Consider the following 15,691-nt stretch of genomic DNA (forward strand, 5'->3'; position numbering starts at 1 on the left):
GACGGGAATGAGGAAACAGGCGTTTCACGGGGCGCCTTTTCCTTTGGATACTTTACTTTGGGCGAGCAAAGGAAAGTATCATATTTACAGTATCATATTATATTTAATGTCTCATATTATATTTAATGTATCATATTTAAAGGTTTTTATAAAAAAGTGTACCGGAAATATGTTCAGTATGCAGTTACGGATTCGTTTCATTTGTATTATATTAGCCACAAACCTGAAAAACGGGCATAAGGCACAAAGCATAAGGGGAAAAATCACCACAACCCACAAACCACAAACCAGAGACCATAAAACAGAAACTATAAACCATTAAACCAGAGACCATAAACCTCGTATTTAAACTTTTTTAAAAAAACGGTTAAACTTTCTTAACAATCACGGTGTCTAAATTCAACAGAAAGCGCGAAAGGAACTGTTTATAAGGGTAAAGGCATGAAAATAAGCATAAAAAATCTCAGCAAGGTCTACAATGGCAGCACCCGTGCGCTCGATTCGGTACACCTCGAGATCGGCAACGGCATGTTCGGCCTGCTCGGCCCGAACGGCGCCGGGAAGACAACCCTCATGCGGATTCTGGTTACGCTTATGGAGCCGAGTGAGGGGACGGTCACGGTGGATAATTACGATCTCTGGAAAAACCGCCGTGAGATACGATCCATGCTCGGGTATCTCCCGCAGGAATTTTCGACGTTTTCACGGCTGAAGACATGGGAATTTCTCGATTATTCGGCGCGGCTGACAGGAATCACCTCCGGAAAAGCCCGCGCTGCGGCGGTCGAACGGATGCTCGAAAATATAGGACTTTACGAGGCCAGAGACCGTCAGGCAAACAAGCTCTCCGGCGGTATGAAGCGACGGCTCGGTATCGGGCAGGCGCTCATCGGCAACCCGAAGATCGTCGTCGTGGACGAGCCGACGACCGGTCTCGATCCTGAAGAGCGGCTCCGGTTCCAGAATCTTCTCACCGACATGAGCCGTGAGGAGATCATTGTCATTCTTTCGACCCATATTGTCGGTGACATATCGAGCACCTGCCAGCATGTGGCGATGCTCAACAATGGCAAAGTCGCGTATCACGGCTCCCCCGATGCTCTCATCGAACAGGCGCGGGGGCATGTCTGGCTTATCCGTGCGCAGGACAGCGATATGGAGTTCATCAAGGAAAAATATGCGGTCATTTCGACTATCCCTTCCGATTCCGGATGGGAAGTACAGGTTGTGAGCGAAAATCCCGTCGAGTATGACGGGAAACTGATAGAACCGAACCTTGAACATGCCTATGTGTACTTTATGGACAGCCAGCTGCATCAATCGCTCAATTGAGCGGGCTTTTTATAAGCGCCGGGCATATCGATACCATACTCAATAAAAAAAGGGACTGCCATGCTATCTCTTTCAAAAATATGGACAATAGCGCTCTTCGAAACAAAAACCCTGCTGAGAAGCTGGTTTTTCAGGATATTTTCCCTTCTCGCCGTGGGAATCATCATCCTTCTCAATATTGTCCTCTTTGTAAGCTCGAGATCGGCGAGCTGGGCATTGCGGGGGATACCGTCAGCGATACCCTACATGAACCTGCTCCTCCTGAATGTGGTTCAGGCTGTTATCGCGCTCTTCCTTGCCTCCGACTTCCTGAAATACGACAGGAAACTGGACAGCACCGAGGTCATCTATGTGCGCTCGATGTCCAATGTCGAATATGTGCTCGGCAAGACACTCGGTATTTTCATGCTGTTTTTCGGTCTCAACATTCTGATTCTTCTCACTGCGCTCATCTTCAATATCTTTTTCATCGATGTTCAGCCGGTAGCGATCAGTTACATCGTTTACCCGCTTCTTATCAGCATCCCCACACTTATTTATATCTTCGGCATCTCGTTTCTCTGTATGGTGATCATGCGAAGCCAGGCTCTGACCGTTATCGTGCTGCTGGGATACATAGCCATAACCCTTTTCTTCCTCGGCCCCAAATATCATCATCTTTTCGACTACATGGCGTACAATGTCCCCTTCATGTATTCGGATTTCGTCGGATTCGCGAACACCGGTGTGCTCCTCCTGCACCGTGGCATTTACCTGTCGCTCGGTCTGGGGTGCATTTTCTTTACGATACTCCTGTTCAAACGGCTTCCGCAGTCCAGGCTCGGAACACGTCTCTCACTGATTCTGGCTGTCGCTTTCACAGCCGGGGGATTTGTTCTCGGTGGAATTTACCTCTCACGGATATATTCGGGCAGGCCGCTGCGTGCTGAAATGCTGACGATATTCAAACAGGAAGGCCCGAAACCGGTCGTTTCGCTCACCGACTGCAGGCTCGATCTCAGGCACGAGGGCGCTGTAATCGATGTCACGGCGAATCTGACAGTCCGAAACGATACCGATGCGGCTCTCGACATCTATACATTCAGTCTCAATCCCGGCCTGGAAGTCCTGAATGTCGAAAACGGCGGATCAAAGGCCAGCTTCACCCGCGCCGCACATCTTCTTCGGGTTAAACCTTCGAGCCAGCTTCTTCCCGGCGCTGTCGACTCGCTGATCGTTCATTACCGTGGATCGATCGACGAAAACGCCTGCTATGTCGATGTCGATGAAGAAACACGGGAGCAGAATAACCGGCTGTTCCTCTATACCATCGCCAAGAGATACAGTTTCATCACTCCCGAATATGTTCTGCTCACACCCGAGACCATGTGGTATCCGAGAGCAGGCGTCTCCTCCCCCGAAACCCGCGGGAGGGACTTTATCCGTTTCGAGCTCAAGGTTACCGGCAATCCCGCGCTGACTCCCCTGTCGCAGGGGGCTGTTGTCGATTCGAGTAACGGCGCAAGGACATTCCGGCCCGAGTTTCCCCTGTCACGGCTTTCGCTTGTTATAGGCAATTATGAGAAAAAGTCTGTAACCACCAATAACATCGAATACAATGTGTATGTAAAGAAAGGACACGACTACTTTTCTCAGTATTTCCCCGATATCAAGGAGAAAATTCCCGATATCATCAAGGAAGCCCATCAGGATTACGAGCGGAATCTCAATATGACGTATTCCTTCAAACGGCTGACCCTTGTTGAGGTGCCGATTCAGTTTTTTTCATACGACCGGTTATGGTCGACAGGACAGGAAACAGTCCAGCCCGAACAGGTGCTCATAGCCGAAAAAGGCATATTCCTCACGAACGCCGATTTCAAACGGATGAGACTCTTTGTGGGACGGGGCTTCCGTCAGAGCGATGCAACGATGACACCCGAGGAAATCCAGACATCCCTGCTGCGGGGATTTATCCAGCGGACATTTTCCTCGGACATGATGAGAAATGCCATGGCAAGCTTCCGGAGGAATATCAGCGGGAGCGGATTTTCGCTCCAGAGGCTGTTTGTCAATTTTCTGCCGCTCAATCCTCCGAATTACGAGATTTTCCCCAATTACTATTCCTTCACCAATACCATCGTATCGGATAAGTGGCCGATTTTCAACAAGGCTGTCGGGAATTACATCTCATCGAAGCTTCAAAACTCGGGGCCGCGTTTCCCGAGATTTTTCATGGGCGTTTCCGATGAAGAAAAGGCCAGCGGAGTGCTCGATACCATGAATCTGGGAGAAATTCTCTCGGATCCCGAACAGAGCGATATTGCCGAGACTGTCCTTACGCTCAAGGTAAAATCTCTGTTTGCGCTCATAAAAGCACGAGTCGGCGAGGAAAAGTTCGATAAGTTTCTCGATGATTTTTTACTGGCAAACAAGTTCAAAAAGTGCACCATAGACGATTTTATCAAAGCGATGCAGGAACAGTTCTCGTTCGATCCGGAACCGTACCTTGAGCAATGGTACAACGGGAAAGGCACACCGGCATTTGTCGTTACCGATTTAAAAACCTCCGAAGTACTGGACAAAGACAAAACCCGTTATCAGGTGACGTTCAATGTTTCCAATCCTGACTCGGTCGACGGGATCATTTCCGCTCAGATTTCATCGAGAGGCGACAGGAATCCCGGCATGGGGAGATTCATGACGTTCGATGCGGGACAGGAACCCGAATACTTCATCATCGTCAAAGGCAACCAGTCCAAGGCAGTAGGCATTGTTGTCGACCAGGCTCCGCGCTCGGCTCATTTCGACACGTTCATATCGCAAAACATTCCCATAACTTTCGACCGTCGCTTCGGCAAGCCCGAACCGGATAAAAACAGCGTTCTGTTCGAGGGTGAGCGTGTGCTCGACCGGGCGCCCTTATTGAGCCTTCCCGGAGAAATCATCGTGGATAACGAAGACCCGGGGTTCGAGGTTCAGGACCGCGTAGAACAGAACTTCTTCAGGAAACTGTTCAACAGCTCCGAAAGCAATCAGGACGAGTACACCGGAATGAATTTCTGGCGTCCTCCCGTATGGTGGCAGGCAATGGTTCTTGAAGACATGTTCGGTACGTACAAAAGCACGGGCCGTTATATAAAGGCCGGCGAAGGCAAACTGAAAGTGGCATGGAATGCGGAACTGCCCGAAAGCGGACAGTATGATATCTTCTTTTATACACAGAACATGCGCCGGATGGGAAGAGGCGGTCCGGGAAGAGGCGGTCCCGGTGGCGGCGGCGGCAACAGAGCCGGGGGCGCAGGCGGTGCAGGCGGCGGACAGCAGACAAGCGTTGTCAGCGACTTTCACTTCAGCGTTTACAGCGACGATGGTGTAGATGAGACGGAGCTCGATGTTTCCGAAGCCGAAACAGGATGGACGTATGTGGGAACCTATTATTTCTCACAGGGCGCCAGGAAAGTGGAGCTTTCGGATAAATCCAAAGGACGGATTGTCTACGCCGATGCGATTAAATGGGTAAAGCGCAAATAGCGTATTTCAGGCATGAGGATAGTACACATGAACAGAAAACCGAACTTTTACAGTGCATTCTGGGTGATAGTCACGGTTGCCGGGGGGCTGATGTTTTCTCCTGCGGCGCCGGCAGCGGCCGATGTACTGACGCTGGAAAAATCACTGGAAATCGCGAAGTCAAACAGTCCCGACATCAAGCAGACCGAGCTTGACCTCGTCCAGAGCCGTGAATCCCTGAACGCCCAGAAAGCGGCGCTGAAATCGAATTTCAGCCTGAGTCTCAATCCTTTTTCATACAACAGCGACAGGACGTTCAACAATCTGTTCTCGTTGTGGAATACCAACAGGACGAGCACGTCATCAACCACGTTCACCATATCCCAGCCGGTGACATGGAGCGATGGAACGCTGGCGCTTACGAACAAGCTCTCCTGGCAGAATTCATACAGCGAATATCAGGATGTCACGACCAAAACATATGACAACAACCTCTATATAAGCTACCAGCAGCCGCTGTTTACCTATAACACGACGAAGCTGCAGCTGCGTGACCTCGAACTCACTATGGAGAACACGGAGTACAGCTACGCCATCAAGAAATTAGCCCTCGAACAGAGTGTCACCCAGGCATTTTACGATGTCTACCAGCGGAAAATGGACCTCGATATAGCCGGTGAAGAGCTCAACAATCAGAAACAGAGCCATGACATCATCAAAAACAAGGTCGATGCCGGGCTCTCGGCTGCCGAGGAGCTCTACCAGGCGGAGCTGAACCTTGCCAACAGCGAGCTGTCCGTACAGAATCAGCAGGAATCGCTCGATAACGCGCTCGATTCGTTCAAGATACTTCTCGGGATGTCGATCTACGATGACATTGCTGTCGACGCCGATGTGCAGATGAAAACGGTTGACGTCGATCTTAAAAAGGCCATCGATAACGGATTGAAAAGCCGCATGGAACTCCGTCAGCGTGAAATCAGCATAGAAAACGCGCTCAACAGCCTCACACGCGTGTCCGCACAGAATGAATTCAAAGGGAGCCTCACGCTCTCGTACGGAGTCATCGGGACCGATGAGAATGTGGATGACCTTTTCAGCGCTCCAACCAAAAAACAGACTGTGGGGCTTACATTCAATATTCCGCTCTGGGACTGGGGCGAAAAGAAATCCCGGATCAAGGCATCTCAGGCGAGTGTACAGAAACAGCGGTTGAATCTCGATGACCAGAGAACCAGCATAATCTCGGCAGTCAGAAGGTCTCACCGGAACCTTCAGAAGCTGGTCAATCAGATTGCAATCGCCGAGCAGAACGTCCGCAATGCCCAGCTGACCTACGAGATTAATCTGGAACGTTACAAGAACGGCGATCTGACAAGCATGGACCTGAATCTTTACCAGGCGCAGCTTTCATCGAAAAAAACGGCGTATATTCAGACTCTGATAAATTATAAACTCGCTCTTCTCGATATGAAAATTCTGTCACTATGGGATTTTGAAAAGAATCAGCCTGTTTTACCGGAAAATATAATAGATCGATAATTCCAGTATCGATCATAACCACAGGAGACCCGAGTGAAACGTATAATCAGCCCTTTTTATGTGCTTGTGCTGTTCATGGCTTGCGGTAATCCCGACACGCAGGTAACAGTGGACGTCGCTTCGCCGGTTTCAGTGCAGGAAGTCACTTTGAAACCCATCGAGGAATATATCACCACCACCGGTACGGTCAAAGCGACTCAGGATGTCACCCTGAAAGCCGAAACCTCCGGATACTACAAACTTGCAGTCAATCCCCGGACAAAGAAACCTTTTTCGCTCGGTGATCTGGTGAAAAAGGACGAGATTATCATCAATATCGAGAATGTCGAACAGGAAAATTCAATTAAAATTGATTCCCAGGTGCTCAGTCTCGATATCTCGAAACGTGAATACGAAAAACAGCAGTCGCTGTACGATAAAGGAGGAGTAACGCTCCGTGAGTTAAAGGATTCCGAAAAATCGTATATCGATTCGAAATACAGTTATGACAACGCCCTGATCCAGCTCTCCAAACTTAAAATAATCGCTCCGTTCGACGGGTATATCACCGATCTGCCGTATTACACACCGGGAGTGAAAATCGATTCGGGCACCGAGATGGTGCATATCATGGATTACCGTAAACTGAACATGGATGTACAGCTCCCCGGAAGGTTCCTCGACCAGATAAAGAACGGGCAGCCCGTGCGCGTATCCAATTATACGATTCCTGACAAGGTCTTCCAGGGCGCGATATCGGAGGTTTCCCCTGCCATTGACTCGGAAAGCCGTACATTCAAGGCATATATAAACATCAACAATGAGGTCCTCCTCCTGAGACCCGGCATGTTTGTCAAGGCCGAGGTCGTCGTTGCCAGAAATGACAGCACCATCGTTATTCCCAAAAACATCATACTGTCAAGGGGTAACAGGAAGGTTGTATTCGCCGTGGAGAGCAGCACCGCGGTGGAGCGTGTCATCACCACGGGACTCGAGAATCCCGAAGAAGTCGAGGTCACTCAGGGAATAAAGTCCGGAGAACGGATTGTTGTCGAAGGCTTCGAGACTTTGCGGAATCGCGCAAAGGTAAAAATAATTCAGTAACATATGCCGTGCTTCTTAACGAATTGAGCACAGGAAATACCATATCATTCCATACAAGGAAAATAATTATCGCCGGGACTATTCATAAAAACCCTCCCGGACATATCGAGTCATAAGCCCGTATGAGAATACCATGAAAAAAATCGCACAGTTTTCAACAGACTATCCAATAACCGTTTTAATGTTTGTTCTGGCAATTTTCCTGCTCGGATACATATCGTTCAGCAAGCTGGGCATGGACCTTTTTCCCGACATGAATAATCCGCGGATATTTATCGAACTGACCTCCGGGGAACGCCCGCCGGAGGAAATCGAGAAGCAGTTTGTGAAATCCATCGAGTCGCTCTCGATCCAGCAGAAGGGCGCAGTCAACGTTTCATCGGTCTCGCGGACGGGTTCTGCCCAGATAACAGTTGAATATGCATGGGATACCAACATGGACGAGGCTTTTCTCGATCTCCAGAGAACCCTCACGTCATCATCCCAGAGCACCGATATCGACGAGCTGACAATCTCCCAGCATGATCCCAATGCCACACCGATCATCGTACTCGGACTCTCCCACCCTACCATAACCGACATGGACGAGCTGCGGATGGTCGCCGAAAACTACCTCCGCAACGAGCTGATCCGCATGGAAGGCATCGCCGATGTCAAACTCCTCGGCCAGGAGGAAAAAGAGGTGATCGTTGAAACGAACGATTATCTCCTCCAGGCTTACGGCGTTACCCCGTCCACCATTGCAAGCCGGATTACCGAATACAACCGCAACATCTCCGGCGGCTCGGTCGTGGACATGGGACTCAAGTATATCATAAAGGGAGTCGGCGAACTCCAGTCTCTCGAAGATATTCAGAATATCATCGTAACCTACAAGAGCGCAGCAGCGGCAACCGGCGCAGCAGCGACACAGTCTTCCGGAACAACCACCGAAAAGACGCCCGTTTTTCTCAAGGATATCGCCAAAATCTCGTTCCAGAACAAGAAACCGGACAATATCGTCAGGGTCAACGGAAAACGGTGTATCGGGCTGGCGATATACAAGGAGACAAAGTATAACACCGTCAATATCGTCAAAGACTTCCTCTCTAACCTCGAAACCCTGAGAAAAGCGCTCCCGGGCTACGATCTGACAGTCATCCAGAACAAAGGGCAGTTCATCACGAATTCGATCAACGAGGTCAAGCAGTCCGCGCTGATCGGTATCCTGTTTGCGGTGCTCGTTCTCTATGTATTTCTCCGGCGTTTCGGCGCAACCGCCATCATCAGCGCGGCGATACCGATTTCGATAGTAGCTACATTCAATATGATGTATTTCAAGGGACTTACGCTAAACATCATGACGCTTGGCGGGCTTGCTCTCGGCGCAGGAATGCTCGTGGACAACGCCATAGTCGTCATGGAAAACATTTTCCGGAATCTCGAATCCGGGCTCTCGCTCCGTGAGGCAGCCATCGATGGCACCTCACAGGTAAGCGGGGCAATAACCGCATCGACCATCACGACAATCGTTGTCTTTCTGCCGATCGTCTATCTCCACGGGACCGCGGGCGAGCTGTTCAAGGATCAGGCGTGGACGGTCGCGTTTTCGCTCCTGTCGTCTCTCGTGGTAGCCATGCTCATCATCCCGATGCTCAGCACACGGTTTCTCAGAACATCGGCTCATGACAAAAAACAGTCGATCCGTTTCCCGTTCTACAAGAAATTTCTGGAAGGCGTTCTCAGGATAAAATGGATCATGATAATTCTCACCGTACTCATGATGGTGCTCGCATGGCAGCTCATTCCCCTTGTCGGCAGCGAATTCATGCCCAAATCCGACATGAACGAATACTCGATCGATCTCAAGCTGCCGGAAGGAACCGAACTGTATCGAACCGACAGTGTCGTTCAGAATATCGAGACTCGTCTCAAAGAGGCTCTGGGAAGCGATCTTCAGATGACCTACAGCGTTATCGGGCCGTCAGCCGAAATAAGCGGCGAAAGCTCGATCCTTGCCGATGAAAATACGGCATCCATCTCCCTGACACTGGACGCGAAGCATACCATTACGTCGGATGCGGTTTTCGCACGGATAAATGCTGTGCTGGCGGATATTCCCGACATCGAGACTCAGGTGCGTCAGGTACAGACAGAGCTTGAGATGACCCTCGGGACTGAAACGGCGCCGATTGTCATCGAAATCCAGGGAGAGGACCTCGATCAGCTGCAGGCCCTTACCGAACAGGCGAAACAGCAGGTTGCATCGATCGGCGAGCTCTATAATGTTGAAACGAGCTTCGACAAGGGAAGGCCGGAAGTGGAAATCGTGCTCGACCGTGTCAGGGCGGGCTTGCTCAATATCGGTATAAACACGCTCAGTTCGCAGCTCACGACCCAGTTGACGGGAGTCGACGCCGGCCAATGGGATAATCAGGGCGAAATGAGGGATATTGTGGTCAAACTGCCCGATGTCACCCTGAGCCAGCTCGACAACATCACCATCGATAACAACGGTGAAAAAATACCGCTCTATGATATTACGGAAATCCGGAATATTCAGGCTCCGGTCGAGATCAACCGTGAAAATCAGGTTCGCATCGGAAAAATCACCGCCAACATTAATAAAACAAAACCACTCGACCAGGTTGTCGCCGAAATACATCAGAAAATGAATGCCGTATCGTTCCCTCCCGAATATTCCTATGTCGTTAGCGGGGAAGAGCAGAAACGGAGGGAGGCGTTCGATAACCTTAAATTCGCCCTCATCCTGTCGCTTGTTCTCGTATACATGGTGCTGGCGTCACAGTTCGAATCGCTCATTCACCCGTTTACCATATTGCTTTCGATACCGCTTGCCGGCGTCGGCGCGATACTGATCTTTTTCGTTCTGGGTAAATCGCTCAACATCATGGCATATATCGGTTTAATCATGCTCGTCGGGATCGCGGTCAACGATTCGATCATCCTGGTCGATGCTATTCTTCAACTGCAGCGTGAGGGACGCACCCGGATGGAGGCGATCATCGAAGCCGGTCAGCGGCGTATCCGCCCGATCATCATGACCAGCCTGACAACCATTCTCGCGCTCCTGCCGATGACATTCGGTTTCGGCGAGGGTTCCGAGCTTCGTTCGCCGATGGCGCTTGCGGTAATCGGGGGGTTGATTTCCTCGACGGTATTGACACTCGTGGTCATACCGTGTGTTTTTCATGTTCTCGACAGCCTCAGGGAAAAAGCATTCCCGAAGCCCAGGCAGTAGAAAAACCACAGCAGAGGATGATACGGCCCGACGGGCTGTGATTCGTCGCAGCCGAAGTCAGGGGATCGTATAAAGCAGGATCAACGTAAGGCAGTATATGACGACAAAAAGAATCGTGCATGTTTTATGAGTTTAGATACTGAAACGAGTTCAGGATGACGGTCATGCCGAACTTGTTTTGGTATCTATTTCGATAAAATATAACAACTTAATATGTCGTCAGGTATAAATTCCCTTTCAAAAAAAGACCATACTTATGACAGTTTTCAGAACCATCATTCAGCGCAAGACACTCGTAAGCATGTTTTTTATCGCGTGTGTCCTTCTCGGATACATATCGTATAAACAGCTGCCGGTCGAACTTCTTCCCAATGCCGAGCTCCCCTATCTTTTCGTCACGGTTTCGGCTACGCGCGAACTGGAGCCGGAATATATCGAAAAACAGGTCCTCATTCCCGTGGAGGCGGCTATCAGCACCCTCGAGGGGATTGACATGATCGAGTCTTCGGCTGACTCGCAGCGGGGAACCATTTATGTCTATTATAATCAGAATGTTAAAATAAAGTATGCTTATCTGAAGCTCCAGGAGAAAATCAACGAACTGGCATCGACATTGCCGGAAGAGATCAGAATTCGGGTTGTCAAGGTCGATACCGTGCGGTTATCCAACACGTTCATGAGCCTCCAGGCAAGGGGCAGCGGCGGAATCGAACGCGTCCGGGCCGTTGTGGATGAAAAAATCGTCCCGAAACTGACCGCTGTTGACGGGATCGCGAATGTCGATGTCGTGGGCGGCACTGTAAAAGCAGTGGAAATACTGCTCAACGAAGAAGCCTGCCGTGAGCTCAAAATCACACCTGCGAGGGTACGGTCGCTCATATCACAGAACAACGAACAGAAGATGTATGTCGGCCCCGTTTACGAGAACGGAAGAATCCTGTCCGTCAATGTTTTTGCCGAATACACCGATGTTCGCGACCTTGAAGATATCATCGTGGTTCCCGAAGGGCCGGTACGCCTGAAAGACATCGCCGAGATTAATTTCGGCGGGAAACAGGAAACCTCGATCAGCAGAGTAAACGGCAAAGAGGCGATATCGCTCCAGCTTGTGCGGGATACGCAGACAAATCTCATCGAGCTTTCACATTCCGCAAAATCCGTTATCAGCAATCTGAACAAGGAATTAAAGTCTCAGGATGTCGAGATCGTGATTCAGAGCAACAGCGCGGATGATATTGAAGATAATATCAACCTCATAAAGAAACTTGCAATTACCGGCGGTCTCCTCGCGGTGCTTATTCTCTGGTTTTTCCTTAAAAACCTGAAACTCGTCACCGTCATACTGCTTGCCATACCCATCTCGGTTTTTACGGCTTTCAATTTCTTTTATGCTTACAATATATCGATAAACAGCCTTACGCTTATCGGGATAGCGCTTGCGGTCGGAATGCTCCTCGACAACAGTGTTGTCGTACTCGAAAACATATACCGCCTTATCTCGAAACATGTGGATTCCGATACCGCCGTGGTTCAGGGAACGAGCGAGGTCTGGCGGGCGATTGTGGCGGCGACGCTCACGACCATCATCGTTTTCGTACCGTTCCTTTTCTCGTCCGACTACCTCGTCCAGCTTATCGGCCGTCATATCGGCGTCTCGATAATTTCGACCCTCCTGGTCTCGCTTCTTATCGCCATGACCCTTGTCCCGAATGTGACCCACATGTTCCTCACGAGAAGGAAATCCGACAAAGGATTCGTATTCAACAAAATCTCGCAGCGGAACCGGCTTCTCCAGATATACAATCTGCTCCTCAAATCGGCAATTCGTTTCCCGGTGCGGACGATTCTCGGCGCCGTCATAATGTTTTTTACCACGCTGCTGTTATGCATCATGTTCAGCAAAGATGTCCCCAGCGAAATCGAATTGAAGCAGTTCAGCCTTTATGTCACCATGGCCCAGGGTTCAACGCTCGAAATGACCGACACCGTGGTGAAGGAGCTGGAGGGTAAATTCACGGACATCGAAGAAATACAGGATGTAATTTGCACCGTCTACGAAGCCGAAGCCAATATCACGATAATGCTGAAAGACAATTTCGAGGATATCAAGCACCGGTCGATCGCTCAGATAAAGCAGGATATTCAGAAACGTATCGAGAACTTCAGGGCCGCGGATGTCAGCCTGTCCGAGCCCCGGTCGAGCTCACGTTTCGGGGGAGGAATGTCGAGAAATCCCATGTCTTCGTTCGAGCGGATGTTCGGTATCGGCACCCCCCAGGAAAAAGTGATCCTCAAGGGAAGCGATTTTTATATGCTCCGCACGGTTGCGGACGATATCATTTATTATCTCAACAACCTCGATTCGATCAACAATGGCGCCCGCTCGAACATTCCGGGCGACCGTCCGGAAATACACCTGTATCTCGATAACCAGACGCTCAGCATATACAATATCACCAAAAATTCGCTCGCATCGGAGCTCGCATCGTTCGGAAACGAGTCCTCCTCGGATGTGAAATTCAAACAGGGCAACGAGGAATACGATATCGTGATCCGCAACGGCGAAACCGAGACGGATAAATCCGTTGATGATCTGAAAGTCCTCCGCGTTCCGGATCAGTCGGGAAACGAATATGACCTTCAGGACATCAGCCGTGTCGTGTATGCGACGGGGAAATCGACAATTAAAAGGATCAATCAGGAGAAACAGGTAGAAATCACATACAGTTTCATCGATGAAATCAATGATTCGAAAACCCTGCTTCAGGTATCCCGTGACGAGATCAGCGAGCTGATAGCCGGTCTCTCGATTCCGCCGGGGATAGCGGTGGAAGTGACCCACGACGAAACGTCTCTCAACGAGTTTTATTTCCTGATTGCGGCGGCTTTTATCCTCATTTACATGATACTTGCCTCCGTATTCGAATCGCTGACGACCCCGCTGGTTATGATGTTCACCATACCGCTGGCGGCTGTCGGGGCGTTCTGGGCTCTCATTTTCACCGGCAATTCGATATACAATGCCAACTCACTGATAGGTCTTTTGATTCTTCTCGGTGTTGTTGTCAATAACGGAATCATACTGATAGATTATACCCGTATTCTCCGGACCCGCAGGTTCTCGCGCTTCAGAGCGCTTATGATGGCCGGTCAGGCTCGCGTCCGCCCCATTCTCATCACCGCGATCACAACCATAGTCGCCATGGTCCCGCTGGCCATGGGCAGTACCGAGCGTGTCTCACGTATCGGCGCGCCCTTTGCCATAACGGTCATCGGCGGGCTGTCTCTGAGCACGATTTTTACGCTCGTGTTCATCCCGACCGTCTATTCCGGGATGGAATCACTCCTCGGATGGATACGAGGGCTTAACTGGAAAATCAAGGTTCTCCAGCTTGCGGCATGTATCGGCGGAGCCTTCTTCATTTACACTGCCATCAACAGTATTATCTGGAAATTCGCCGACTTCTTCGTTCTGCTGATGGCGATACCGGGCGCCACCTACTTTCTCATGCTCAATCTCCGCAGGGCAAAAACAGAGTATATTCAGTCCGACAGACCGTTAACCATAAAGGCCAGACGAGTCGTAAAAATATATGACGACTACAGCAGATTCGTCCGGGAATGGAAAAAAGGAGAGCGGCTGAATAATCTCTACGGTATTGCAAAAGATAACCGTTCGTGGAAAGATTTCGGCAACTACCAGTGGCAGCTGCTGCTTTTAGGATTCATGATCTATTTCACGTATTTCTACATTGAGGATCACCTGTGGCTCTTTATTCTGTCCCATTTCGTCTACTTTGCCGTGCTGTTCCTGCTTACACCGGTCCGGATTCTTCTCGCGAACTTCGCGGAAAAAACGGGTAAACAAGGCTACGCGAAAGGAGCCGCATGGCTGCATTCAATCGTGCTGCTCGGCATACCGGCAGGCAATATCATCCTCTTCCATTTCAGGGAATTCAAACTGCCGACAATCATTTTTATCACTATTCTCTGGTATTCGGCCCTCATCGTATATATAACATCGAACAGGCTCCACAGAGGCAGGGTCAACATCATGCGGCTGACCGGACGGTTTGCCGATGTACGGAAGACATTTTACCGTATCGTACAGGCCATCCCGATCATCGGCAGGAAAAAACGGCCGTTCAATGCACTCGACGGGGTTTCATTTGAAATCAAGAGCGGTATGTTCGGCCTGCTCGGTCCCAACGGCGCCGGTAAAACGACCATCATGAGAATCATCTGCGGCATTTTCCATCAGTCGCTCGGCACCATCACCGTAAATGACATCGACTTCACGGAAAAACGTGAGGAACTCCAGGGCCTGATAGGATACCTGCCCCAGGAATTCGGCACCTATGAAAATATGACCGCATACGAATTTCTGGATTATATCGCCATCCTCAAAAACATCTACGACAAGGAAAAACGCGACAGTATCGTTCAGTATGTAATTTCCTCGGTTCATCTCGACGAGCATAAAAACCAGAAAATCGGCTCCTTCTCGGGCGGTATGAAACAACGTATGGGAATTGCGCTGACCCTGCTTCACCTGCCGCGCATCCTGGTTGTCGATGAACCGACCGCCGGTCTCGATCCGCGTGAACGCATCCGTTTCAGGAATCTTCTCGTGGATTTGAGCAAAGAGCGAATCGTTATCTTCTCGACTCACATTATCGAGGATATTTCAAGCTCCTGTAATAATGTTGCGGTATTGAACAAGGGGAGGGTGTTCTATCTCGGTTCTCCTTCGAACATGATACAGCTTGCCCAGGAGAAAGTATGGCAGTTTGATGTCACCGAAACCGAATTCCAGCGCCTGCGAACAAAACTCAGGATAATCCACCACATGAGCTATGAAAACACCATACGGGTGCGCTGTCTGGCCGATTCCGAACCGTACGCGGGAGCGAAGCACGTCCAGCCAACGCTCGAGGATGCCTACCTGTGGCTCCTTGGCGAGAATGTTACAGCGACCTGATACCGATAAAGGATATTCAC

General features: G+C 50.0%; 6 protein-coding genes. All 6 read left to right on the forward strand.

Going from position 1 to position 15,691, the window contains the following annotated elements:
* The first annotated feature begins 441 nt into the window (after window positions 1–441).
* The 6 genes from LLG96_11135 to LLG96_11160 all read left to right on the forward strand — a co-directional run bounded on the left by LLG96_11135 (window position 442) and on the right by LLG96_11160 (window position 15,671).
* Complete coding sequence (locus tag LLG96_11135; protein MCE5250761.1) at window positions 442–1,332, forward strand: ABC transporter ATP-binding protein; 891 nt, start codon at window positions 442–444, stop codon at window positions 1,330–1,332.
* A gap of 60 nt (window positions 1,333–1,392) precedes the next feature.
* On the forward strand, window positions 1,393–4,845 hold the full coding sequence (locus tag LLG96_11140) for a hypothetical protein (GenBank protein ID MCE5250762.1): 3,453 nt from the start codon (window positions 1,393–1,395) through the stop codon (window positions 4,843–4,845).
* A 27-nt stretch (window positions 4,846–4,872) separates the two neighbouring features.
* Complete coding sequence (locus LLG96_11145) at window positions 4,873–6,366, forward strand: TolC family protein (GenBank protein MCE5250763.1); 1,494 nt, start codon at window positions 4,873–4,875, stop codon at window positions 6,364–6,366.
* A 33-nt stretch (window positions 6,367–6,399) separates the two neighbouring features.
* Window positions 6,400–7,449 carry an efflux RND transporter periplasmic adaptor subunit gene (locus LLG96_11150; GenBank protein MCE5250764.1) on the forward strand — a complete coding sequence of 350 codons (1,050 nt, stop codon included), beginning with the start codon at window positions 6,400–6,402 and terminating at the stop codon, window positions 7,447–7,449.
* Window positions 7,450–7,582: 133 nt separating this feature from the next.
* Window positions 7,583–10,690 carry an efflux RND transporter permease subunit gene (locus LLG96_11155; protein ID MCE5250765.1) on the forward strand — a complete coding sequence of 1,036 codons (3,108 nt, stop codon included), beginning with the start codon at window positions 7,583–7,585 and terminating at the stop codon, window positions 10,688–10,690.
* A gap of 256 nt (window positions 10,691–10,946) precedes the next feature.
* Window positions 10,947–15,671: an efflux RND transporter permease subunit gene (locus LLG96_11160; protein ID MCE5250766.1), complete on the forward strand. Its 4,725-nt coding sequence runs from the start codon at window positions 10,947–10,949 to the stop codon at window positions 15,669–15,671.
* Window positions 15,672–15,691 lie beyond the last annotated feature (20 nt).

It is taken from the genome of bacterium, from assembly GCA_021372535.1.
In the GTDB taxonomy this organism is placed as follows: domain Bacteria; phylum Latescibacterota; class Latescibacteria; order Latescibacterales; family Latescibacteraceae; genus JAFGMP01.

Coding starts and splice junctions, on each gene's coding strand:
- LLG96_11135 (MCE5250761.1), top strand. CDS start 442: ATGAAAATAAGCATAAAAAATCTCAGCAAGGTCTACAATGGCAGCACC.
- LLG96_11160 (MCE5250766.1), top strand. CDS start 10,947: ATGACAGTTTTCAGAACCATCATTCAGCGCAAGACACTCGTAAGCATG.
- LLG96_11145 (MCE5250763.1), top strand. CDS start 4,873: ATGAACAGAAAACCGAACTTTTACAGTGCATTCTGGGTGATAGTCACG.
- LLG96_11155 (MCE5250765.1), top strand. CDS start 7,583: ATGAAAAAAATCGCACAGTTTTCAACAGACTATCCAATAACCGTTTTA.
- LLG96_11140 (MCE5250762.1), top strand. CDS start 1,393: ATGCTATCTCTTTCAAAAATATGGACAATAGCGCTCTTCGAAACAAAA.